19 protein-coding genes are annotated in these 23,809 nt (G+C 68.7%); 10 read left to right on the top strand and 9 right to left on the bottom strand.

Going from position 1 to position 23,809, the window contains the following annotated elements; all coding sequences use genetic code 11:
- The first annotated feature begins 29 nt into the window (after positions 1-29).
- The 3 genes from RWR81_RS07845 to RWR81_RS07855 are packed head-to-tail and all read left to right on the top strand — an operon-like array spanning position 30 to position 6,288.
- The gene (locus RWR81_RS07845) at positions 30-350 is read left to right on the top strand and encodes a WhiB family transcriptional regulator (protein WP_314456614.1); all 321 of its coding nucleotides are present in this window, start codon (positions 30-32) and stop codon (positions 348-350) included.
- Positions 347-4,408 (top strand): glycosyltransferase, encoded by a 4,062-nt coding sequence (locus tag RWR81_RS07850; RefSeq protein WP_314456581.1) that lies wholly within the window; start codon positions 347-349, stop codon positions 4,406-4,408. The genes RWR81_RS07845 and RWR81_RS07850 overlap by 4 nt, the downstream gene beginning before the upstream one ends.
- The gene (locus RWR81_RS07855) at positions 4,405-6,288 is read left to right on the top strand and encodes a DUF5719 family protein (protein ID WP_314456583.1); all 1,884 of its coding nucleotides are present in this window, start codon (positions 4,405-4,407) and stop codon (positions 6,286-6,288) included. Before RWR81_RS07850 ends, RWR81_RS07855 begins: the two co-directional genes overlap by 4 nt.
- 104 nt (positions 6,289-6,392) lie before the next feature.
- Here RWR81_RS07855 and RWR81_RS07860 read toward each other — a convergent pair whose 3' ends face one another.
- Positions 6,393-6,869 carry a metallopeptidase family protein gene (locus RWR81_RS07860; protein WP_314456585.1) on the bottom strand — a complete coding sequence of 159 codons (477 nt, stop codon included), beginning with the start codon at positions 6,867-6,869 and terminating at the stop codon, positions 6,393-6,395.
- Between the two features lie 60 nt (positions 6,870-6,929).
- Between RWR81_RS07860 and RWR81_RS07865 the strand changes: the two genes are divergently transcribed.
- Together RWR81_RS07865 and RWR81_RS07870 are read left to right on the top strand one after the other, a co-directional pair.
- The gene (locus tag RWR81_RS07865; protein ID WP_314456587.1) at positions 6,930-7,364 is read left to right on the top strand and encodes a DUF3499 domain-containing protein; all 435 of its coding nucleotides are present in this window, start codon (positions 6,930-6,932) and stop codon (positions 7,362-7,364) included.
- Positions 7,361-7,594 (top strand): hypothetical protein, encoded by a 234-nt coding sequence (locus RWR81_RS07870; protein ID WP_314456589.1) that lies wholly within the window; start codon positions 7,361-7,363, stop codon positions 7,592-7,594. Before RWR81_RS07865 ends, RWR81_RS07870 begins: the two co-directional genes overlap by 4 nt.
- A 39-nt stretch (positions 7,595-7,633) precedes the next feature.
- On the opposite strand, the gene RWR81_RS07875 is transcribed toward RWR81_RS07870, so the two are convergent.
- The gene (locus RWR81_RS07875) at positions 7,634-8,518 is read right to left on the bottom strand and encodes an RDD family protein (protein ID WP_314456591.1); all 885 of its coding nucleotides are present in this window, start codon (positions 8,516-8,518) and stop codon (positions 7,634-7,636) included.
- Positions 8,519-8,532: 14 nt separating this feature from the next.
- Here RWR81_RS07875 and RWR81_RS07880 point away from each other — a divergent pair, with 14 nt between their 5' ends.
- Entirely contained in the window at positions 8,533-9,528 is a 996-nt protein-coding gene (locus tag RWR81_RS07880) for a stage II sporulation protein M (protein WP_314456593.1), read from the top strand.
- Positions 9,529-9,611: 83 nt separating this feature from the next.
- On the opposite strand, the gene RWR81_RS07885 is transcribed toward RWR81_RS07880, so the two are convergent.
- From RWR81_RS07885 to RWR81_RS07905, 5 genes are all read right to left on the bottom strand, one after another.
- On the bottom strand, positions 9,612-10,904 hold the full coding sequence (locus RWR81_RS07885; protein WP_314456595.1) for a DUF58 domain-containing protein: 1,293 nt from the start codon (positions 10,902-10,904) through the stop codon (positions 9,612-9,614).
- A 68-nt stretch (positions 10,905-10,972) separates the two neighbouring features.
- Positions 10,973-12,067, bottom strand: coding sequence for a MoxR family ATPase (locus tag RWR81_RS07890; RefSeq protein ID WP_314456597.1), 1,095 nt, complete (start codon positions 12,065-12,067; stop codon positions 10,973-10,975).
- Positions 12,064-13,275 (bottom strand): DUF4350 domain-containing protein, encoded by a 1,212-nt coding sequence (locus RWR81_RS07895; protein ID WP_314456599.1) that lies wholly within the window; start codon positions 13,273-13,275, stop codon positions 12,064-12,066. The genes RWR81_RS07890 and RWR81_RS07895 overlap by 4 nt, the downstream gene beginning before the upstream one ends.
- On the bottom strand, positions 13,272-14,048 hold the full coding sequence (locus RWR81_RS07900) for a DUF4129 domain-containing protein (RefSeq protein WP_314456601.1): 777 nt from the start codon (positions 14,046-14,048) through the stop codon (positions 13,272-13,274). The genes RWR81_RS07895 and RWR81_RS07900 overlap by 4 nt, the downstream gene beginning before the upstream one ends.
- Before the next feature lie 8 nt (positions 14,049-14,056).
- Positions 14,057-15,295 carry a glycerophosphoryl diester phosphodiesterase membrane domain-containing protein gene (locus RWR81_RS07905; protein ID WP_314456603.1) on the bottom strand — a complete coding sequence of 413 codons (1,239 nt, stop codon included), beginning with the start codon at positions 15,293-15,295 and terminating at the stop codon, positions 14,057-14,059.
- Positions 15,296-15,564: 269 nt separating this feature from the next.
- Between RWR81_RS07905 and mtrA the strand changes: the two genes are divergently transcribed.
- From mtrA to RWR81_RS07920, 3 genes are read left to right on the top strand one after another with little or no spacing between them, the layout of a single operon-like run.
- Positions 15,565-16,245, top strand: coding sequence for an MtrAB system response regulator MtrA (mtrA, locus tag RWR81_RS07910; protein ID WP_009234030.1), 681 nt, complete (start codon positions 15,565-15,567; stop codon positions 16,243-16,245).
- 34 nt (positions 16,246-16,279) lie between these two features.
- The gene (gene mtrB, locus RWR81_RS07915; protein WP_314456605.1) at positions 16,280-18,163 is read left to right on the top strand and encodes an MtrAB system histidine kinase MtrB; all 1,884 of its coding nucleotides are present in this window, start codon (positions 16,280-16,282) and stop codon (positions 18,161-18,163) included.
- On the top strand, positions 18,160-19,905 hold the full coding sequence (locus RWR81_RS07920) for a GerMN domain-containing protein (protein WP_314456607.1): 1,746 nt from the start codon (positions 18,160-18,162) through the stop codon (positions 19,903-19,905). Before mtrB ends, RWR81_RS07920 begins: the two co-directional genes overlap by 4 nt.
- Before the next feature lie 89 nt (positions 19,906-19,994).
- Here RWR81_RS07920 and hpf read toward each other — a convergent pair whose 3' ends face one another.
- Together hpf and RWR81_RS07930 are read right to left on the bottom strand one after the other, a co-directional pair.
- Entirely contained in the window at positions 19,995-20,645 is a 651-nt protein-coding gene (gene hpf / locus RWR81_RS07925; RefSeq protein ID WP_314456609.1) for a ribosome hibernation-promoting factor, HPF/YfiA family, read from the bottom strand.
- Between the two features lie 221 nt (positions 20,646-20,866).
- Positions 20,867-21,853, bottom strand: a complete 987-nt coding sequence (locus tag RWR81_RS07930) for a phosphoribosyltransferase family protein (protein WP_314456610.1) — start codon at positions 21,851-21,853, stop codon at positions 20,867-20,869.
- A 284-nt stretch (positions 21,854-22,137) separates the two neighbouring features.
- Here RWR81_RS07930 and secA point away from each other — a divergent pair.
- Positions 22,138-23,809: preprotein translocase subunit SecA (gene secA / locus RWR81_RS07935; protein ID WP_314456612.1), on the top strand; the 1,672-nt coding region annotated here is incomplete at its 3' end.

Consider the following 23,809-nt stretch of genomic DNA (forward strand, 5'->3'; position numbering starts at 1 on the left):
CAAGAAGCTCGGATCGAAGGGAGGCCGGCATGTGGAACATCCTCGGCGACGGCCCGCTGAAGTACCCAGAGGAGCCTGACGCGGAGGTGCTGTCGCTCCTCTTCGGTGGTGGTGACGACGTCGATGAAGGGCCCCTGGCGTGGCAGGAACGTGCACTGTGCGCTCAGACGGACCCGGAGGCGTTCTTCCCGGAGAAGGGTGGTTCCACACGTGAGGCCAAGCGAGTCTGTGCGACTTGCGAGGTCCGTGAGGAGTGCCTCGAGTACGCCCTCGCCAACGACGAGCGCTTCGGTATCTGGGGCGGTATGTCGGAGCGCGAACGGCGCAAGCTCAAGCGTCGCGCAGTATGACCCGCGCCGGCTCCACGCAGGGAGCCAGTCGGGTGGGAGCCCTGGCCGTCGTCGTGTCGGCCGGGGCGAGCCCGTTTCTGGCGCGGACGCTGACCGGGATCGCCTCCCAGACCTGTGCGCCCGACGTCGTCCTCATCGTCGACGTCGCCTCACGGACGAACGGGTTGGGGGACGGGACCCCGATCGAGGAGCTCGTCGAGAGTTCCGGACTCGGTTCCGCCAGCGCGGTACGCGTCGTACGGGTCAAGGAGGCCAAGAACTTCGGTGACGCGGTCGCCCAGGGGCTCGTCGCCTACGCCGAGCTCGTCGCAGCCGGCAACCGCAGACGGCGCAGTGCGACGGATGCCGTGGAGGACGCCGACGGAGTCGACTCCGACGGTGCCTCGGGCGGTTCGCGCACCTCGGTGCGCGACCTGCTGCTGACCGGCTCGGGGCCCATCACCGGACCCACCGGTGCTCTGTCGCCCATCACCACCTACGAGCAGCAGCTCGTGGCGCCCGTGCAGACCGGTGAGGAAGCGCCGGAGCACCAGGTGTGGTTCTGGCTGCTGCACGATGACTCCGCCCCGGAAGAGGACTGCCTCGAGAATCTGCTGACGGCCGCGACCAACGCCCGCTCGGTCGGAATCGTCGGTCCCAAGCAGGTGGGCTGGGACAATCCCGAGCTTCTCCTCGAGGTGGGGCTGCGGGCCACAGCCTCGGCCCGGCGCGCCAATGACATCGTCCCTGGTGAGGTTGATCAGGGCCAGCATGACGACCGCAGTGACGTCCTGGCCGTGGGAACGGCCGGTGCCCTTATCGACCGCGCGGTGTGGGAGGAGATCGACGGCATCGCCCCCTGGCTCGGGCCCTTCGGTGACGGCCTGGAGCTCTCGCGTGCGGCGCGTCTGGCCGGCTATCGCGTCATCGTCGAGCCCACTGCCGTCGTCCGTCACCGCAGGGCTTCCTACCAGGGGCTGCGCCGTTCCGCCCATGTCCCCCGCTCGGCGCGCTCCAAGACGAGTGCCGACGCCGAGGCCATCCAGGTCCGGCTCCCCGAGCCCGACCCGGAGCGCTCCTTCCGGGCCCGCCGCAGCGCCCAGCTCACCAACTGGGCGGCCTTCTCCTCGCGGCCCATCGGCCTGCTGCTGACCTGGTTCGTCATCCTCGGAATGATGCGGGCCGTGTGGCGGTTCGCGTCCAAAGCCCCTGCGCTCGCTCGTGACGAGCTCGGCGCAGCCCTGGCCGTCGCTGGTCGCGGACGGCGGATCAAGGCGGCCAGGCGTCGGCTCGCCCGACACTCCAAGGTCCCTGTCTCCGCCCTGGGGCGCCTTTACGCCACCCCGGCGGAGATCCGGGGCGTGCGCCGTGACCGCACCCGGCAGGAGCGAGAACGACGCGCCCGGGCGGCGGCTCCCAGTGAGCTCGAGCTGCGAGAGTTCGCAGCCCTGGCTCGTAGCCGACGTCGGACCCTGGGCGCCGTCATGGTTCTGGTCTTGGCACTGAGTACCTACGCCCTGTCCAGGCTACTGCTCACCCGTGTCGTCACCGGCGGAGCACTGCCCCTGTTCAGCGGCGGGTGGCGGCAGATGTGGGATGCCGCCTGGACCACCTGGATCGCCGCCGGCGACGGGTACCCGGGAGGCATCACGCCCCTGCTGGCCATCCTGTCCGTGCCGACCGCGCTGGGGCGGCTCGTCGGGTTGGAGGCCGGCGACCTCATCCGGGGCCTCATGCTCCTGGCCGTGCCGCTGGCTGCCTCAGGGGCCTGGTTCGCCGCCGGCACCATGACCCGGCGGGTGGCTCTGCGGGCCTGGGCAGCGCTTGTCTGGGCCCTGGCCCCCAGCCTGCTCCTCGCCCTGGGGCAGGGACGTCTCGGCGCGCTCCTGGTCCACCTGGTCCTCCCCTGGGCGCTGCTGGCCCTGGCACGCGCGGTGGGTGCGGACCGGCGTGACCTCGTCCAGTCGGGGCTCGTGGGGGCGCATCTGCTCACCGATGCCGAGCGGGCCGAGCTCGATCGCTTCTCCTCCGAGAAGGTCTCCGACCTGGCCCGTCTCGACGAGGAGGCCTTGGCCGCGGGGAGTGCCGGCGACAGTGCCGATTCGACAGAGGAGGACTCCCGGGATTCAGTGTGTGCTCGGGACGACGCCTCAGCCGACACGGAGACGGATTCGACCCTCAAGGCCTCCGCCGGCACCGAGGACGGCCCCGGTCATGACCGGGGCGAGGATGAGGGGGAGACCGGTCGGACGGCGTCGGCTCTGGCCACGGCCCGAGAGGTCCTCCAGTCCCTCAACGTCCCTGATCCGGCCGCTCCTGAGACCCGGGTCGACCTGCCCCGGGCCGAGAAGTACGGTCATGGGTCGGCCACGGCCGCCGCCGTCGCCGGCCTGCTGCTGAGCGTGGTTGTCGCGGCCGTTCCGGCCACTGCGGCGGTGCTCGCCGTCATCGTCATCCTGCTGTTGGTGACAACGCGACGCGGGTTCAGACTGGTCCTCACCCTGGTCCCGATGCTTGTCACCGCTGCTCCGGCCTGGTGGAGCGCGTGGCGACTGGGGGAGAGGGCCGGTTGGGTCGAGGGGTGCAGGTTGCTGCTGACCGACATCGGCCTACCCGTCTCCGTGCCGACGCCGCGCAGCCTCGATCTGTTGGCCGGCTCGCCGGTGCCAGTCGACGCATTCGTGCCCACTGGCGTTCTGAGCGCAGTGGCCCGGGTTCTGCTCCTCCTGGTTCCGATCCTGGGCGTCATCGGCCTGTTCGTCTCCCGGCGCCTCCGGGTGGCCCGCACCGGTATCCTCTTGGCCCTCGGCGGCCTCGTGCTGGCGGGACTCTCGACGCGTATGCCCACCGGACTGGGAGGCGATGTCACCGGAGCTGGCCTGGCCCCCGTGACCGGGTGGGCGGGGGTAGGTACCTCCCTGGCCCTGAGCGGTTTCCTCGCCGCTGCCCTGCCCGCCGGTGAGGCCATCTGGGGCCGGGTCGGCCGACGTTCTGCCCACGGTCGCAGGGCACTGGTGCCCAAGAGCCACAAGGACAGTGACGCGGTATCCACTGTGGCGTCCGTGGCGTCCGGTGGTTCGCGTCGGCTCAGGACGACCTTCGCCATCGCCGCCTGCCTCTTCCTGCTCGCCCCGGTCACGGTCGGTGCCGTGTGGTCCTACCAGGCCCACCGTGGCAGCAACCCACAGGTCATGGCTCTGCGTCCCAGTGCTCAGCAGGTCCCCGTCATCGCCGAGCAGTTCCAGGGCTCGGGCACGGCCGGCCGGGTCCTCAAGCTCACCTCGACCCCCAAGGGGCTTCAAGCCACCATCTGGCGCGGACCCGGCACCCAGGTCAGTGACGTCCTGCCCGGGGCGGTCAATGCCGAGGCGCGCAACCGCGCTGCGAGCGCCCTGGCCGATCCCCAGCTCGAGCCTGAAATCGGCCGGACTGAGTACCTCAGTGTCGGCCCCGCCCCGCTTCCTGCCCTCGTTCTGGAGGACCCGGCCGACGCCGAGCTCGCCCAGCTCGTCACTCGCGCCACCGCCGGACAGGACCAGGACGTCGCCGATGCCCTGGCGGCCCACGGCATCGCCGTCGTCCTGCTCGCCGACAAGGACGGCGACGCCGTCACCGCCGAGGCACGTGTGGGCCTGACCTCCACACCCGGCCTGGAGCAGCTCGCCCAGACCGCCTCGGGCAGCTCCTGGCGGGTCACCTCATCGGCGCACCCCGACTCGGCCCGCTTGAGTCTCATCGGGCCGAACGGAGATGTCACCCCGGTCGCCTCCACCGGCGCCGGCTCGGGGACCCGCACGCGGATCCCCGCCGGTTCGGGCAACCGCACCCTCGTCATGGTGGAGCGGGCCGACGCCGGTTGGAGGGCCACCCTCAACGGCCGCCACCTCGAGCCCACCACCGTTCCCGATCAGGACGGTGGCTGGAAGCAGGGATTCGCCGTCGGCGCCGAGGGCGGGGAGCTGGTCCTCACCCACACCCGCAGGCTCACCGCCGCTGCGACCTACACGATCTGGACCGTCTGGGCCCTGACCCTGGTGGCGGCTCTGCCCCTGCGGCGCGGAAAGGAAATGGCCTCATGACTCAGTCCCGCGATGACGACGTCACCAGCCGGAAGGATCAGCACAAACAGCAGGACGAAGACGATTCTCGGTCCCCGGAGCACGAGGCGACGAGCCCGGCCACAGACCTGGCCGGTGACGAGGAGGCCGCGGCGGATGAGACCGGCGAGGAGGGTTCCTCGACCGAGGACGTTGAGGAGGTTGAGGACGTTGACGGCGTTTCCGTGAGTCAGCATCCGGAGGGAGACGCTGTCGAGCGGGACTCCGCTGATACTGCGGACGCGGATGACAGCGGTGACTCCGACACTCCGATTTCGGGCAGCACGGTGCCCACAGCCTCCTCCGCGAGGCGCCGGGCCGGCTCCCGGCGGCGTCGCCGCACCGTAGGGCAGTCGATCGCCCGCGGGGTCGGCATCCTGACTTCCGTGGCTCTTGCCGGCGCCGTCGGAGGAGTCACCTGGTGGGGGTACGCCGCCCCGACCACGTGGACTTCGCAGCTGGAGGCCCTCAGCCTGGCCCAGCCCGGAGCAGCGACCACCTACGTGTGCCCCAAGGCGCCCACCAATACGTTGCGGGGCACTGACGTCGGCGCCGTGGAGTCCACCACCACCATCATTCCCGCTAACGGGGCCGAGTCGATCCAGTCCGCCGCCTACGCGGACTCGGCCGTGTCCACCGACACCACCACCTCTCTGAGCACCGCCGAGGGAGGCATCCTCACTCTCGTCCCCGCTGACGGCCAGGTGGCCAACGCCGTCGGATCGGTGACCACTCTGACGCAGAGCGGCGACCTGAGGGGGCTCACCGCCGCTCCCTGCGCCCAGCCGTCGGCCATGTCCTGGATCGTGGGCGGCTCCATCGCGGCCGGATCGTCGGCCGAGCTGCGACTGACGAACCCCGGCGCCACTTCGGCCACCGCGAAAGTGAACCTGTACGGATCCGTCGGTCCCCTCAGCTTGCCCAGCAATGGCGAGGTCACCATCCCCGCGGGCGGCTCGGCCTCCCTGGCCCTGGAGGCGAACAGTAGCCAGGACCCACGCATCGCCGTGTCCATCGAGACCGACGGCGGTTCCGTGGTCCCCGCCCTGGTTACCGAGTCCCTCGACGGAGAGACTCCCTCCGGCACCGACATCATCACTCCGGGAGCAGCCCCGGCCACCGACCTGGTGATCCCCGGAGTGGAGGTCGTCGAGCCCGCCTCCCAGGGGGAGGTTCCCGATACCACCACCGGCGCGGACTCCTCCGACACCCCGGCCGTGCGTATCGTCAACCCCGGACAGGTTCCGGCAACCGTGTCGGTGACCATGCTCGGCAAGGACGGGGCCCACGCCCTGGCCGGCGCCCAGTCGGTGACGGTCGACGCCGGCTCCGTCTTCGACATCTCGCTGGCCGGCGTACCCGCAGGTACCTACGGGGTGCAGGTCACCTCGAGCACTCCGGTGGGGGCGGCCGTGCGCATGGTGCGCAGTGCCGGCGAGTACCCGGAGCGCTCCCATGCCCTCGTCCACGACCAGGCCTGGGCGCAGGCCGCTCTACCGGGTGCCGCCGATTCCGGTCTCCTGGCGGTGCCGCGCGCAGCCTCCCTGACCTCCGCGGTCACGGTGACCAACAGCGGGGCCGCCGCCTCCGTCACTCTGTCCTCCCTCGACGGCTCCTGGAGCCAGGACGTTGCCGTCGCCAAGGGCGGCTCCGTCGTCGTCGAGGTACCTGCCGAGGTCTCCGCCGTTCGTCTGAGTGCGGCCGGTAGCTCCTCAGAGCAGTCGCACATGCCCAGCGGCCTGGCCGCCGCCACGATCGTGACGGCACAGGCCGGAGGCGACCTGGCCGGGACGCTCATCTCCACGGTACCCGCCCAGCCCGATGCCGCGGCCCAGGCACAGCGCCGCATCCTGTTGGGCTGACCGCCCTCGTCCCACCTTCTCCTCGCCGAGCCGGGCGTCACTCGCGTCGCTCGGCGGAGAAGCCGCTGCCCGACCGCAGAAGCGCATCGGGATCGAGGACAGGCCTACACTCCGGAGCTCGGATCGATCTCCTCGGGGCGACGCCCCAGTATGAGCGCCACCTGCTCGACGACGACACGGCGTACCAGATCGGCCAGGTCAGCCTCACCCATGACCCGGGAGGCCACTGGGCGCCGATAGATGACGACCCGGGCAGGCAGCCCCGCACGCGGCTCGGCAGTGAAACCACGCCCCAGCACCACGGAGCGCTCCCATGGGGCCGGGTCCGAGGGCGGCACCTCCTCAACGGCGAACTGGATCCGGTCCACGGCCGGCCAGCGTCTGGCCAGGTCCTGGGCCGAGTTCACGACGAGCTCGTCGAAGCGCTCGGCCCGGGTACGCCAGGCCGGCAGGTTCGGCGGAAGAAGCGGACCGCGCAGCCCCCGGCCGTGACGGTCACGACGCCTGGCCGGCCGTTGCACCGGCTCCGCGACCGGTTTCGGTGGAGGCGGTCCGGGCGAGAAGGGGAACAGGTCGGTCACGTCTGCCACCATAAGCGTCTTCTGGATGACCGCGGGGCAGCGGCACGGTAACCTGCGGGCGTGAGAAGAGTCCGACACTGCCGCAAACCCGGCTGCGAGCGCCCAGCCGTGGCCACTCTGACTTCCGTCTACGCGGACTCCACCATCGTTCTGGGGCCGCTGGCCACCGAGGCCCAACCCGAGGCCTACGACCTGTGCGAGAAGCACGTCTCCTCATTCACCGCACCCCGCGGCTGGCAGATCATCCGCCTGGCCACCGAGTTCGAGCCGGCGCCCCCCAGTGAGGACGATCTCCTGGCTCTGGCCGACGCCGTCCGTGAGGCCTCTCGTGCCCCGCGCCCCGTCCCCCCGCCGGCCGAACACAGGCCTCGCCCCGGCGGGATCATGCCAGCGTCCCTGACGGCTCCGCTGCCGCCCCCGCCGGAGATCGTCGACGACGAGATCCTGCGGCGCGGTCACCTGCGGGTGCTGCGCGGGCAGAAGGATGAGGCATGAGACGGCGAGCAGGCGACCCCGGGGCCGAGCCGCAGCGGCCGGCACTCCCACCGGCACTGAGATCATTCCTGCGCTGCCCGCTGAGCGGGGAGGAGCTCGTTGACGGTGTCGATGACGCCGGCCGCCCCTGCCTCATCTCCCCCAAGCGAGGGCTGCTCTACCCGGTGTGCGACGGCGTCCCGGTCCTTCTGGCTCACGAGGCTGTGCGTGCTTCTGCGCCGCAGGGCTGAGACGATGGCCGCTGCGGACGTCCCCGGGAGGCGGCCCGGTCAGCGCCGCCGGCTCTCCCGGCCGATCTCGTAGGGCGGGCGCGTCATATCGCGGCGCACCTCCTCCTCCAGGCGTCGGTCCCGAATCTCCAGCACCAACTCGCGGTTGCGCCGTTCGGTGAGTACTGCGGCGAGGAACCTCTCAGGGTGGGTGCCCGCGGGCGGCGGAGGAGAGACGTATCCCTGCACCTGGGATGCCAGGTCGAGCCCCAGACGAGTGCGGGACCGGGGGGTCAGGATGGAGGCCCGCTGAAGGAAGGACCGTGCTGACAGACTCAGCTCCCCGGGCAGGGCGCGCAGGTCCGTCTCCGCCGCCCAATGAGCCAGTTCAGGAGGCATGAGCAGAGGAGGCGCCATGGAGGACCGGTGACGGTCGCGAACCACGTAGGTACCGGCCAGCATGTCACCGAGTCGCTTCCCCCGCCTGGATACGACACTGGTGCACATGGCCGGAACGGCCCAGGTCCCCCAGACCTCCACGACGGCGAGCAGGGTCCGAACCAGGCAGTGGCGCAGTCTGACGGTGCCGCCGTCATCACGCACTACCCGGGTCCCGGTCACCATGCGGCCCAGGCTTCTGCCGGCGCTGAAGAACTCGACGAGCAAGGGGATGACGACTATCCAGACCAGGGATACCAGTGACAACACCGCCGTGAGGAAGGCTCGGTTTTCAAACAGCGCAGCATCGCCGCTGTCGGCGATCACGAGCACCACCGCCAGCACGGACAGTAGACCGCCCAGAGCGTAGGTGCCGTAGTCGATGATCCCGGAGGTGATGCGGTTGGCCACCGTCGCAGGAATGACCTCCAGGGCGACGGCCTCACCGGTGACCATGAGCTCACGCTCGATCATTCGCTCGGGGGATGTGGACGACTCGGTCACCATGAAAGACTCCTTGCGTGGATCTTGATGCCTTCGCTGCCGCGCATCGCGACCAGTGGGAACGTCTCGACGTGCTTGTGGCGCGTCGTCACCTCAGTGGCGGCGAGACCGATGAGCTCGTGACCCTCTACCGCACATGTGCCCGCCATCTGTCTCGGGTGCGCTCGGCCGCCCCGGATCCGCAGCTCCTGGCCGAGCTGTCCTCCCGGGTGGCGACGGCTCGCGGCCGTCTGACGGGGACACGGGAGGTGAGGGTCAGCGCGATGCTCCATTTCGTGCTGCAGGCTCTGCCGGCGGCCCTCTACCGGATTCGCTGGTGGACCTGCGGGGTCATGGTTGCCGAGCTCGTTCTGGCCGTGGTGGTGGGGGTGTGGACCTTGAACAGTCCCGAGGCCATGGCTGCCCTGGGCAGCCCCGAGAAGTTGGACCAGTACGCCCATGAGGCCTTCGAGTCCTACTACTCCACCTACTCCGCCCGCGACTTCGCCGCCCAGGTGTGGACCAACAATGCCCGCATCGCGGCGATCTGTGTGGCTAGCGGGATCACCGGGATCCTGCCGCTCTACGTGCTTTACGGAAACGCCGTCGCTGTGGGGCAGGCAGGGGCGATCATGGCGGACCACGACATGTTCGGCGCGTTCCTCTCTCTCATCTCCCCTCACGGACTGCTGGAGCTGACCTGCATATTCATCGCGGGAGCAGCCGGTCTCAAGCTCTTCTGGACCATGCTGGTTCCAGGTCCCCGGAGCCGCCCCGCTGCCCTGGCCGCCGAGGGGCGCGCCCTTATCACGGTTGCTGTGGGGCTGACCGTGGCTCTGGGCGTTGCCGGTCTCATCGAGGCCTTCGTGACTCCCGCCCCCATTCCCTGGTCGGTCAAGATCACCATCGGAGCAGGAGTATTGGCGCTGCTGTGGACATACACGCTCGTTCTGGGACGCTCGGCCGTTGCCGTTGGAGCCACGGGGGATCTTGAGGAGAATGAGGCTGGCTACGTCCGGCCCGAGGCCGGCTGACCGAGGCCCTGAAGTCGGCCGTGCCGCTTGCATGTGGCAAACCGGGATGCCGGCCCGCTCCGGAGCATCATCATGGGTGTGCATCAAAGTCGCCCCGCCGCCTTGAGGTCGAGATAGCAGTCCGCCAGTGCCGGGGCGAGTCCTTGGTCGGGCGCCTCGACGACATCCACCCCACCGTGGCGCAGGCGGTGACGTATCGCTTCCAGCTCCACCAGATCCTTCTCCGCTGAGGCCGCCACGTACACGGAGTCCGTGTCGTGACGCGCAGCCCGTAGTTCCTCCAGCTCCGGGTCCAGTGCCGAGGCGAGGACGACCGTGTGGTCGAGGGCCAATGCTGTCAGGGTCCGGATCATCGGAGCATCCCCGCTGCTGCCGTCGAGGGCGGAGATGACGACGATCAGGGCCCGCTGCGAGAGCACCGTTCGCACCCGTGAGGCCAGTAACGTCCAGTTGAGCTCGGTCAGCCGTGGTTCAACATTCGTCAGATGCTCGGCGAGCGTGTTCATGACCACCGGCCCGGAACCGCTCCGCACCTGAGCGCGTACGGTGTCGTCCATAGCCAGGACATCGACTCTGTCCCCGGCGCGCGAGGCCAGGGAGGTCAGCAGCAGTGCCGCCTCTATCTGGGCGTCGAGCCGGGGAGCGTCTCCCAGGCGGGTTGCCGACAGACGACCCGAGTCGATGACGATGAGCACGCGCCGGTCGCGCTCGGGACGCCAGGTGCGCACCAGGACCTCGCCGCGGCGGGCGGTGGAGCGCCAGTCGATGGAGCGTACGTCGTCGCCGACGACGTACTCGCGAAGGGAGTCGAACTCGGTCCCCTCACCGCGCACCATCACTGCGCTGCGACCGTCCATCTCCCGCAGCCGGGCCAGGCGTGAATACAGGTGGCGGCGTGAACGGAAGGCCGGCAGCACCCTGACCACGGCTGGAACGTCCAAGGACGCCTGTCTACCGGCGATCCCCAGGGGGCCGGTGACTCTGACGGTCAGCGGTCCCGCCCTGCGATCGCCCCGGCGTCCTGGTGTGAGCACCGTGGAATGGCGGCGGCGCTGGCCGGCGGGGATGCTCAGCCACCCGCGCTCATGGGCCGCCCCCGCGCTGGGGGGCCAGGCGTCGCGCAGCAGGAGCCGTACTGGGCGCCGCCCGGTGTTGGTGACGGTGAGTGTCGAGGTGACGGACTCACCCAGCCGCACCCCGCGACCCACAGCGCGTGTTGCCCGCAGCAGACGGGGGGAGGGTGCACGGATGACGTCGATCATGATGAGGATCAGTACGACACCGGTCCAGGCCAGCACGGTCTGTGGGTGAGGCACGATGAGGGCCAGGACAATCCCCGGAAGCAGCGCCCACACGGCGCGCATCGTCAGGAACATGCCACTCCTGTTGGTCGGTCAAGTGATAATGATGGGGTGGTCGGCTCGGTCCGCTTGTCAACGGCGCCTCAGCGCGGTACCGGAACGGTTCTCAGCACGGATTCGATGACGGATTGTGAGGTGATGCCCTCCATCTCGGCCTCGGCGCGCAGCTGGATACGGTGACGCAGGGTGGGTAGGGCCAGGGCCTTGATGTCATCGGGGGTCACGAAGGACCTGCCCGCCAGCCACGCCCAGGCCCGCGACGCCGCTAGGAGCGCGGTGGCGCCACGTGGTGAGACCCCCAGAGCCACCGATGGCATGGAGCGGGTGGCGCGCACGAGGTCGACTGCGTAGGCCAGCACCTCGGGGGTGGCGCCCACGGTGCTCACCTGGGTGCGGGCCAGGGCCAGGTCCTCGGCTCCGGCCACCGCCCGTAGCCCGGCCGACTGCAGGTTGTGTGGGTCGAAGCCCGAGGTGTGACGGGAGAGAACCTCGATCTCCTGAGTCCGTTCGGGCAGGGGCAGGACCAGCTTGAGCAGGAACCGGTCCAGCTGGGCCTCGGGTAGTGGATAGGTCCCCTCGTACTCCACCGGGTTCTGGGTGGCGATCACCATGAACGGATCCGGCAGGGTCAGGGGCCGGCCGTCAACGGAGACCTGATGCTCCTCCATGGCCTCCAGCAGAGCCGATTGCGTCTTGGGCGGGGTGCGGTTGACCTCATCGGCCAGGAGCAGGTTGGTGAAGACAGGTCCGGCCCGGAAGGAGAACTGGGCGCTGCGGGAGTCGTAGATGAGGGAGCCGGTCACGTCACCGGGCATGAGGTCTGGGGTGAACTGGATGCGCTTGGTCTCAACCTCCAGCGCGGTGGCCAGGGTGCGCACCAGGAGGGTCTTGGCCACTCCGGGGACACCCTCGAGCAGGACGTGCCCACCGGCGAGCAGGGCGATGACCAGACCGGTCACCGCGGCGTCCTGGCCGACGACGGCCTTGCCCACCTCGCTGCGCACGGCCACAAGTTGCTGGCGCGGGTTCACACCGGCATCGGGACTGGTGGTGCTGTGTGCGCCAGGGGTGTCTACAGCATTCGTCGCCCGGCGGTGAGATGGTGGAAGGGGCCCGCCTGCCTCCGGGTCACCCGCGCCACTCGTGCCGTGCGTGGGGTCGGTGCTGTCCGTGCTCATGGGGAATGAACCTCGCTCTCGAGTTGGTCGAGCTGAACTGCCAGGGTCGCCAGGGCCCTGTTGCTTGTTGGTGGTGGGCCGTAGAGGAGAGAGTCCACCGTGGACAGATCGACGCCGGAGGCCTGGGCGACGGCGGCCACCACGTCTCGGCGTGATGTCCCGGGGCTCAGCCCCAGGGAGGTGCCCAGGCGCAGCGCGGTGCCCGAGCGCAGGGCCTCGGCCGCGCGAGAACGGTCCGAGCCCTGGCGGTAGAGGCGGCCACGTGCGAGCGTGGTTTCTGTGGAGCGAACGACAACGGGTAGTGCCTCGGTCACGGTGGCACCGAAGCGACGGCCCTTGACCACTGCCAGGGTGCCGGCGATGACGATCAGCTGGAAGATGAGGACCGGCAGCCAAGGGGGTACGGATGGAGAGTTCCACACCGTGGGGGTCTCAAGGCGCTCGCCGTCCAGCCACAGGACACGGTCGTGGTGGCCGAGCGCGCGCACGGCCAGGGCGGCGTGACCCTCCTTGGTCAGGCGGGCATTGGTCACCGGGCCCGGATCGGCCAGGACGCGCAGTGCGGCACCGCTGGGAAGGGTGTCGACGACGTAGGCGTAGCGATCCTCCCCGAGAGGGAAGCACCCGACGGCATCGTCATCGTCCTGCAGTGACACCGAGGCCTGCGAACCGGCCAGGGCCCTGGCCGCCTGGGCGTCGTCGTCGTCGCACTGGGATGTGAGGACCGTGGAGGCCGAGGCTGCGCTGCCCTTGCTGGAGATGCTCGTCATCCCGGACAGGGCATTGCTGCCGCCTCTGGTGCCGACGATGACGACGTCGCCGCCGGCTTGGGCCAGGGCTCGTCGGTCCTCCTGGCTGAGACGGTCAGCGTTGACCACGGCGATGGTGGCTCCGTGCCTGCTCGCCTTCAGCGCTTCGGAGATGCCCGCGGCCCTGCTCACGGAGATCCCCTCGTGGCGCAGCAGCTCGGCGACGGCCATCGCCCCTGACGCCCTGGGGTTGTCGATGCCCAGCGGGGTCTTGGAAGTCGTCGGCTTGGTCCACAGGGCCACGAAGGTGGGGATGAGCAGGAGGGCCAGGGCGATGATGACCGGACGCCACCAGCGCCACCGCTGACGCCAGGGAGGGTTCGTCACCTGTTCGGAGGCGGCGGCCGTCAGGGAGGGCTCTGGTGGGGGCTGCGCAGACGCCTGAGTCGGTGAGCTCATGTGGGTGTCCCCGGGGTCGTCGCAGAGGCGCCGACGAGGGTTCGCCGGTGCTCGGCGGGCACCGTGAGCTTGGCCATCTGTTCGGCCAGATCACGTATCTGCTGGTCCTGGGATCGGGTGGAGACCACCCGACCGTAGAGAACAGCGTCGAAGAGGTGCGCCGCCTCGTACAAGGCCCCCGTGATCTGGTGCTCGCCGAGCGCCCGGTGCGTGAGCGCGGCGGCCTCCAGGGCCGTCATGCCCGGGTAGTCGTCAATGATGCCGCGTTCGTCGAGAGAACGGATGATGGCGCGGAAGCGCTCGACGACGGCGGTGGCGAAGTCGGCCTGCTCGGCCGCCTCGTCCGCCGCCTGGGTCAGGGTGGCGGCGTCGCGGTCGTCAGTGAATACCGACAGCGACTGCGCTGCCACTCGGCGCGTCAAGGAGATCCGTGAGATCAGGAGGATCAGCAGGGAGACGATGACGGCGCTGATGACGACGACGATCGCCGTGGACACCCAGGAGGGAACCCCGGGGATCATGCTGCCGGTGCTGAGATGGTCCTTGAGCCACTGCCAGATCCGGTCCCACAGGTCGTCCTCCCTGTAGATCGGTTGGGAGAGCTCGTGGACTGCTGCGCGCCGGGCCTGATCGGCGTTAGGAGTGGCCTGAGTCCCGGCGCTGACAGCACCGTGCGGACTGAAGGCGCAAACCGCTCCGACCGCACCGGCTGCTGCACCGCGAAGGAGGCCGGGGGGGCTGGTCGGGGCCATCGAGAGGACGACGTGGGGCATGAGCGGCTTCACACCCCGGCAGCGCGACGGAGCTCCACATCCAGGCCCTCGGAACGCATCCTCAGGTCGGTGTAGATCAGGGCGACCACCGAGGAGTCGAAGGGCAGGGTGGCGGCGGTAATGATGTTGCCGAGCAGGAGTCCCCCCATCATGGTGATGAATGTGACGTTCGGCGCCGCCATGCTGATCCCCTGGACCAGAATGTCCACCGGGCTGGAGGCCGCCACGCTGATGATGCCGATGATGATGACGGAGAGCAGTCTGATGCCGACGACCCTCCAGAAGTAACCGCGTGTCAGGTTCCAGGAGCGAGAGATGCCCTCGAAGACACCGATGTTCTCCAGGATGAGGGCAGCCGGTGCCAGGCACAGCTTGCAGCCCAGGGCGAAGAGTCCCAGCATCAAGAGAGTCAGAAGGACGAGGGCGCCCAGGAGCAGCAAGAGGGTGCTATGTGTTTCGAAACCACTGGCGAATGCGAAACCGATGATGGCCGCCAGCGTGACGCTGAGGATGAGCTGAATGACGATCGCCTGACCGATCAGTGCTCCTACACGCGGCCTGGTCCGTTGCCATACGTCGCTCAAGGAAGCCTTACGGCCCAGGACGGTGCGTGAGACGGTGACGATGAGCAGCCCGGTGAGGATCGAGGCTGCGAACATGGTGAGCACGCCGGTGGTGAGGCTGGACTGGACGAACAGGCCCATCAAGGACGCCCCCACCTTCTCGAGTTCGTCGTCGCTGAGCGTTGTGTACGCGGGTGACGTCAGTGCCGGCAGGTCGAGGCGGGAGAGGAAGTAGGCGGATCCGCCTGCGGAGATGAGGCTGACGATCGTCATGACCACTAGCGAGGGAACGAACATCGCCTTGGGGTTGGCGCGCAGCGACTCGAAGGCGCCGCCGAGAATCTCCCCGATGGATAGCGGGCGCAGCGGGATGATCGACGGCTTGGGGGCCAGGATTGAGACGAAGTCGCCGTAACCCGGGTAGCCGGAGGACTCGGTCGCGTCGGGACGCTGGGAGTAGTCGGCGCCGTCGGGACCGTAGCCGGGGCGGCCCACCGGAGGCGTGTGATAGCTGCCGTAATCGGACTTCGATGAATCCTGCGACGGGTAGGAGGATGAGTCGGTGAATGCTCCGGAGTCGGGTGGGAGCCACCCGTCCTGATCTGCGTCGACCGAGTCCTCACCCGCCGGGGCTAAGGCCTCGTCGGCGGGGCTGGCATCGTCGGGCTGGGAGTCAGTGCTCATAAGCTCATGTTGTCACGGCATCCTTCGGTCGCGCTCTCCCCCTGGAGGAGGAAAAAGCGGCCAGGGAGGGCTGTGGGAGTCGTGGGGGCAGCCCGAGGCCGACGGCGGAAGATCACGGTTCGGCCGCAATATTTCCGGCTTTGGGGTTCGGACATGCCGATTTTTCCCGTAACTGAAGGGTTTCTCCTAGAAGTCTGAGGAAACTGTGAACGCCATCCCGGTGGTCCAGATGTCCCTTGGCTCCCGGGGCTCATGCCAAGATACGGGCTATGAGCACGCGCATTCTGGTCGTCGACGACGATGCATCCCTGGCCGAGATGATCGGCATCATGCTGGAGTCGGAGAGTTACACGCCCACCCTTTGTCATGACGGGGCCAAAGCCCTGGACGCCTTCCACGAGGTCACCCCCGATCTCGTCCTCCTCGACCTCATGCTCCCGGGGCTCGACGGCGTCGAGATCTGTCGGCTCATTCGCTCCGAGTCCGACGTGCCGATCATCATGCTGACCGCGCGTACCGATACTCAGGATGTCGTCGCCGGACTTGAAGCCGGTGCGGACGACTATGTGACCAAGCCCTTCAAGTCCAAGGAGCTGCTGGCCCGAGTCTCCACCCGTCTGCGTCGCACCAACCCGGGTGCGGCCGAGCACGTGCGTGCCGGGGACCTCGACATCGATGTCGCCGGTCATCAGGTCAAGCGCGGTGAGTCGGTCATTGCGCTGACCCCGCTGGAGTTCGAGCTGCTGGTGACCCTGGCTCGCTCTCCCTGGAAGGTCTTCACTCGTGAGGAGCTCCTCAGTCAGGTGTGGGGCTACCAGCACCCGGCCGACACCCGTCTGGTCAATGTCCACGTCCAGCGCCTGCGGGCCAAGATCGAGAAGGACCCCGAGCGCCCCTCGATCGTGGTGACGGTGCGCGGTGTCGGCTACAGGGTCGGCGAATCCTCGTGAGCGATGGCGCATCGGGCGCCCTACAATGAACCCGATGCGTAATTCAGTGGTCACGTCGATGAGTGCATCGGTGGGCACTGCGGAGGAACGGGTTGTTCGGCGTCTGCCCCTGCCGGGGCTGCTGCGCCGCAGCCTTGAGGTGCGCATGGTGTGTACCGCCACCGTGATCGGCCTGCTGCTTATCGTCCTGCTGCTGACCTTCGTGACCGACCGGATCCGGTCGGAGGTATTCACCGATCAGCGCGACGTCATTCTCAGCGACGCCGCGCTACGTGCCGGTGTCGCCCAGGCCGAGTTCGACTCGACCACCGCTGTGACCGTCGACGAGGTCTCGACCATAGCGGAGCAGCAGGTCAACGGGGCCAAGGACTCAATATCCTCCTCCGGTGGTGTGGGTGTCCTCATGCTCCGTAACCAGGAGGAGACCTCGACAACAGTGGTCAATGACCTGGAGACGGATACCCGCCTGCGCTCCCTCATCACCGACGAGATGACGAGGGCCCTCGATGAGGGCGGGGCCCGCTCGCAGCACTGGCAGTCGGTGGCGGTGCCCAATACCGAAGGCGGCACCGATCCCGGTCTCATTGTGGGGACCCGGGTGAGCCTGCCACTGGCCGGCGAGTACGACCTCTTCCTCGTCTACAGCCTCGCCAGCGAGCAGCGCATCGTTTCCCTGGCCTCGCGCAACATCACCATCGGTGGGTTGGGCTTCCTGGCCATCCTCATCGTGGTGGTGTGGGCCTTCACCCGCTGGGTGCTCAGTCCCGTCCGGCACACGGCCAGAGCCGCCGAGCGTCTGGCCTCGGGACTGCTGGCCGAGCGGCTGAGCATCGAGGGGGAGGACGAGATCTCCACCCTGGCCAGGTCCTTCAACCATATGGCGACCTCGCTGGAGGACCAGATCGAGCGCCTGGAGTCGCTGTCCAAGGTGCAGCGTCTCTTCGTCTCCGACGTCTCCCACGAGCTGCGCACCCCACTGGCCTCCATCCGACTGGCCACTGAGCAGATCCAGGAGGCGCGTGAGGAGATCTCCGATCCCTTCGCCCTGCGCAGCATCCAGGTGCTGTCCAGCTCGGTGGACCGTTTCGAGACGATGCTCACCGACCTGCTGGACATCTCCCGCATCGACTCCGGCAACGTCAAGCTGCGTTTGGAGGAGGTCGATCTCGCCCAGGTCGTCGACACTGTCGTCGAGACCACCCAGTTCCACTTCGATGCCACCGGGACCGAGCTGCGCCTCCACCTCCCCGAGGAGCCGGCCACCGCCGAGGTCGACATCACCAGGGTCGAGCGCATTATTCGCAACCTCGTGGTCAACGCGCTTGAGCACGGCGAGGGCAAGCCGTTGGACGTCACCGTCGCCGTGGATGACGACGCGGTGGCGGTGCGTGTGCGCGACCACGGGATCGGGATGAGCCCCGACATCGTTGCCAAGGTTTTCGACCGTTTCTACCGCGCCGACCCCTCACGCAAGCGCAGCCTGGGAGGCACCGGCCTGGGGCTGTCCATCGCCATGGAGGACGCTCGTCTGCACGGCGGACGCCTGTCGGCCTGGGGGTGGCCGGCTGACGGTGCCTCCTTCCTCCTGGTCCTGCCCCGCACTCAGGGTTCCGACGGCGGCCCGGGCCGGCTGGCCGGTCCCGGTCCTCTCGAACTCGTCCCTCAGGACGCGCCGGCGGTGGCCCGCGCCGGGATCCTGGCTGACGAGGAGTCGTCATTCTCCCCGGTCGGGCCGTTGGGGCCCGCTCCGGCTACTCGTCGGGCGCGCCAGAGCGTCGTCCTGGGTGACATCCCCCTGGCCGGTGAGACCCACGACGCCGTTACCGAGGACGTCGGGCGTGTCGTCGTCGTCCTGCCCGGTCAGGAGCCGGTCACTCGCACACCCGAAGAGGGCGACGAGGAGGGCAGGCGCCGATGAGCTCACACGTGAACCGACAAGTCGATCGACACGAGTGTCCACTGCACACCGGGTGTCGGCTGACGCGTCGCGGTGCGCTGGGCCTGCTGTGGCTCACCGCAGCGGGAGTGCTGGGCGGATGCACGGCGTTGCCGACCTCCAGCGGGGTGAAACGTTCCGGCGTGGCCGCCTCCGACACTAACGCGCTCATTGAGACCGCACCCGGACCGGGGGAGGCCGATTCCGCCGAGGACGTGGTCAATGGTTTCCTGCGGGCTGCGATCGCCGGGTTCTCCGACGACTTCGCCACTGCCAAGCAGTTCCTCACCGAGCGCGCCGCCGCGCAGTGGAAGCCCTTGGAGACGGTGAGCGCCTATAGCGGATCGACTGAACCGCAGGTCTCAGTGGCCGCGGACGGATCCTTCACGGTGACCTCCGGGCAGGTGGGCGTCCTGGACTCCCGGGGCGTCTTCACTCCGGCCCAGGAGGGGGCCAGCTACGTCGGAGAGTTCTCCCTGGCCACCAACTCCACCGGTCAGTGGCGCATTGTCGGTCTGCCTCATGGCATCCTGCTGCCCTTCTCCCGGCTCATGCAGAACTTCGCGGTCAGTGCCCTGGCCTTCCTGTCCCAGGACCGGGCCAGGTTCGTCTCCGAGCTGAGGTGGTATCCGCGCAGCTCGCAGGCCGACTCCCTCGTCTCAGGGCTGCTGGGCGGGCCCTCCGACTGGTTGTCAGGCGGAACCTCCATCCTCATCCCACGCAATGCCGAGCGGGCCGGCCGGGGCGTCGTCGTCGAGGCCGGGACCGCGACCGTCCATCTGAGCGCGGACTCCGACCCCGCCTCGGAGGATGCCCGCCGGCTCATGGTGGCCCAGATCGAGCAGAGCCTTCTTCAGATCAGCGGTATCGACCGTGTCCGAGTGCTCGCAGGAACCGTTGACCTCGGTGCGGCGGCTCAGTTGACCCCGTTGGCCCCGGAGGTCGGTGGCATCGTGGGGATGTCGGAGGGCGCCGTCGTGCGAGGCACGGGCTCGAGTCGCATCACTCTGGCGACTGACCGGGTCCTGGGGACCGGTGAGGCCCGCAGCCCGAGCCTCGGAGCGGACGGAACCGTCTACGTGCTGTCCGCCTCCAGCCTGCTGCGTCTTCCCCAGGGGCAGGACTCAGCCAGCGTCATTCTGTCCGTGGGTGACCCCTCCGCGGGAGCCGGGGGGCTGGGGGCGCCCTTGGGTGACCGGCACGGCTGGGCCTGGCTGCTGGCCGAGGGGCAGCTCACCGCCGTCAACGGCTCGGGTCAGCGTGCCTCTCTGGAGTCGTCCTGGCTGCAGGAGACCGCCATCGCCGCCTTCGACCTATCCGTGGAGTCCGAGCGGATCGCTGTGCGGCGATCCGACGGCCGGGTTGCCGTTGCCGTCATCATCCGGGAGCAGGACGGCCGTCCCAAGGGTCTGGGGCCGGCGCTGGAGATGCCCCGTGCCGGTGGCGCGGGCACTAGCGGCATCTCCTGGTGCGCCCCCAATGCCGTGTGCGTCCTGGCTGACAGCAGCACTGAGGGGAGTGGTGTGCCCGAGGTACGCCTCGTCCAAATCGGTGGTGCGGTCAATACGCTCGTGGGCGTGAAGGAGGCTCACTCTGTCATCTCCGACCGTTCCGAGGAATCCCTCCTCCTCATCGGTGATGGGGGCAGGACCTGGCAGCGCCGTGGGGCGACCTGGAGGGTGATCACCTCGGAGGTCACCGACCCTTCCTTCCCGTTACCCTGAATCACCTGCCCTGAGACAGTCCGGGTGCTCCCGGTCCGCTGGGACCGTGGAGCACCCGGAAACAGGACAGGATGGGGCGGGGCCTGAGGCTAGAGAACCTGCGCGTCCAGGCGGATGACGCCGTAGGTCCACCCGTGCCGGTGATAGACGGCGCAGGGTTGCTTGGAGGCCTTCTCGATGAACAGGTAGAAGGGATGCCCCACGAGCTCCATCTGGTAGAGGGCCTCGTCAACGGTCATCGGCTTGGCCTCGTGCAGTTTCTGGCGCACGATCACCGGGGAGTCGCCGAGCTGGGCCTCCACCGCGATGCCCGGCTCGGTGGGGGCGGAGGGGGAGTCCTCTATCGGCGCGTCGCTCGTGTCGGGGATGATGGGCTCCTCCAGGGCCGTATCCGCCTGGCGGTCCTCGTTGGGTGCGGTCACGGTGTGGCGACGGTGATGGTCCTTCTTGCGGTCCCGAGCCCGGCGCAAGCGCTCGGTCAGCTTTCCCATGGCGATATCAAAAGCGGCGAAGCGGTCTGAGGAGGATGCCTCCGCCCGGATGATCGGACCCTTGGAGACGACGGTGATCTCCACCCTCTCTGCGGTGTCGGCCTGACGCGGGTTGCGCTCGTGGGTGACCTCCACCTCGACGTGCTGGACCCGGGGGTCGAACTGCTCTACCTTGACGGCCTTGTCCTCGACGTAGTCGCGCAGGCGAGAACTGATCTCGGCATTACGACCAACGACGGTGATATCCATGGTGGAACCTCTTTCTGGGCTCGTAGGTCGGCCCTGATGGACCGTATGCGACATGTGCCCGCCACATCTCACGGCGGGATGGGAGTGGTGTCATCACCTCCTGTCGCCTCGTGAGGGGCCTCGGGTACCGGGCGAGACCAGACGGACTGTCCTTGTCAGCATCGGGAATCGCCTGTGCGTTATGCCACATAAGGTACACCATATGGGGTCTTTCGTGCCTCCTACTCGGGCGTGCCGCACTCTGGCGGAGTCCTGTGATCGCCGCAGGCGGACAAGCCCGATGGCGTTGGAACAATTCTCGACCCCGTATCGCTCGCTGCGGTTGGAGCTCTGGGTGGAATCGTGATGGATGGGTGCTCGGGAGGCGGAGTGGCGGTCAGGACCAGTGCGCCCAAAACCAGAGCACCGGCTCTCTTCAGCGCCCGGACGCAGGCGTTCAGCGTGGCTCCGGTGGTGACGACGTCGTCGACGACAAGAGCGGGCAGACCGATGACCGGGGCCAGGAGGCGTGGGGCGGTGGCGCGATTGCCGCGCCGCTGACGCGAGGATCGTCCGGCCTGGTGTGCTCCGCCGCCCCGGCGACGCAGCAGATCCGTGCTCAGCACCAGGGCTGGGGGCGACTGTGTCGAAGGCGAAGCGGAAGAGGCGGGCCCCCGGAGTCGGCGGGCCGACTGCTCCCGATGGGCCCACTGTCCGGCGATCCCCTGGGTGACGGCGTCGGCCAGCTGCGCCACCACCAGCCGTCCGCGCAGTCGGCGGGTCGGTCCGGAGGGTGCGGGGACCACGAGCAGGGCCGGGGTGGAGGGGGTGTTGGAGGCCGGTCTCTCGAGTGGATCGGCCCAGATCCCGCTCGGCGGGTGCGTGCTCGCCCACCTGTCTCCCAGGCGTCGGCCGGCCTGCGCCATTGTCTCGTGAAGGTCCTCCCGTGAGCCGTTCTTCCACCCCAGGACCATGGTGCGCACCGGCCCGGCATAGGTCGCCAGCGCCAGGATGTCGAGGTCGTCGGCGGCGTCGGCGTGCTCCACGGCAAAGGGCTCTCCCTCGAGCAGATCGCGGCAGCGGGGGCATAGTGCCGTCTCCCAACGGCCGCAGCCCGCGCAACTGACCGGCAGGCCGAGGGACAGGCCCAGTGAGAGCCCTGCCAGGACGTCGAGCGGCAGGCGGTGCGCGGCGCGGCGCTGAGGCGGGAGGCTGGGTGGGTGCGGCACGTTCTCCACTGTGAGACGGGCGCGGACGTTGGGCGAGCTCAGGCGTTCGTGATCCACAACGCGGTGCGGCGGGTGGGCGTCTCCACGCTCTGTGGCCCCATGCCGGTCGCGTGATGGCCCCGTGTCCTCGGTGGGAAGAATCTCGGTGGTGGAAAGGCCGTGGTCCAGCCCGGTCCATTAGAGTACGTAGGCAGGTAGCCGGTGAGACCTGCGCCGATCCTGAGTCGATTCGGCCCCGTCTCATCGTGACTGTTCGCAACGGACGTCCCAAGGGAGAATGCAGCGTGTCGATCGTGGACCGGATCCTTCGCATTGGCGAGGGCCGCACCCTGAAGAAGCTTGATGCCATTGCCGATCAGGTCGAGGCCCTTGCGGAGGAGTACAGCGAGCTGTCCGACGCTGAACTGCGTGACATCACTGACGAGCTCAAGGAGCGTTATCAGGACGGCGAGACCCTCGACGACCTGCTGCCCGAGGCCTTCGCCACGGTGGTGGAGGCCGCCGATCGTGTGCTGGGCATGCGCCCCTACCACGTCCAGATCATGGGGGGCGCGGCCCTTCACCGCGGCAATATCGCCGAGATGAAGACCGGTGAGGGCAAGACCCTCGTCGCCACGATGCCCTCCTATCTGCGGGCCCTGACCGGCAAGGGAGTCCACGTCGTCACCGTCAACGACTACCTCGCCGAGTACCAGTCGGACCTCATGGGGCGCGTCCACCGCTTCCTGGGTCTGACCACGGGGTGCATCCTTGTGGGGCAGACCCCTGCCGAGCGCCGTGAGCAGTACGCCTGCGACATCACCTACGGTACCAACAACGAGTTCGGCTTCGACTACCTGCGCGACAACATGGCCCAGCGCCCCGAGGATCTGGTCCAGCGCGGGCACGCCTTTGTCATCGTCGACGAGGTCGACTCGATCCTCATCGACGAGGCCCGTACCCCGCTCATCATCTCCGGGCCGGCCACCGGGGACGTCAACAAGTGGTACAAGGAATTCGCCTCCATCTCCGAGCGTCTGCGCGAGGGCAAGGACTATGAGGTCGACGAGAAGAAGCGCACCGTGGGCGTGCTGTCCCCCGGCATCGAGCGAGTCGAGGACTACCTCGGCGTCGACAACCTCTACGAGTCCGAGAACACGCCCCTGATCGGCTTCCTCAACAACGCCATCAAGGCCAAGGAGCTCTTCCACCGGGACAAGGACTACATCGTGCGCGACGGCGAGGTCCTCATCGTCGACGAGCACACCGGCCGTGTCCTGCCCGGCCGGCGCTACAACGAGGGCATGCACCAGGCCATCGAGGCCAAGGAGCGCGTGGAGATCAAGGCCGAGAACCAGACCCTGGCCACCATCACCCTCCAGAACTACTTCCGCCTCTACCCCGAGGGTTCCCGCTCGGGTATGACCGGTACCGCCGAGACCGAGGCCGCCGAGTTCGCCGGCACCTACAAGATCGGCGTCGTCCCGATCCCCACCAACAAGCCCATGATCCGCGAGGACCAGCCCGACCTCGTCTACACCACCGTCGAGGCCAAGCTCGACGCCGTTGTCGACGACATCGCCGAGCGGCACGAGGTCGGCCAGCCGGTCCTGGTGGGTACCACCAGCGTGGAGAAGTCGGAGATCCTCTCCGAGCGGCTGCGCGAGCGGGGCATTCCCCACGAGGTCCTCAACGCCAAGCAGCACGCCCGTGAGGCCGCCGTCGTCGCCATGGCTGGACGCAAGGGCGCAGTGACCGTAGCCACCAACATGGCCGGGCGCGGCACCGACATCATGCTGGGCGGCAACGCCGAGCACATTGCGGTGACCGCCCTCAAGGAGGCGGGTCTCGACCCCGAGGAGAACGCGGAGGACTACGAGAGGGCCTGGCCGCAGGCCCTGGCCGCCGCCAAGGAGGCCTGTCGGGCCGAGCACGACGAGGTCGTCGAGCTCGGCGGCCTCTACGTGCTGGGCACCG

The organism is uncultured Actinomyces sp., assembly GCF_963526355.1.
Lineage (GTDB): Bacteria > Actinomycetota > Actinomycetes > Actinomycetales > Actinomycetaceae > Actinomyces.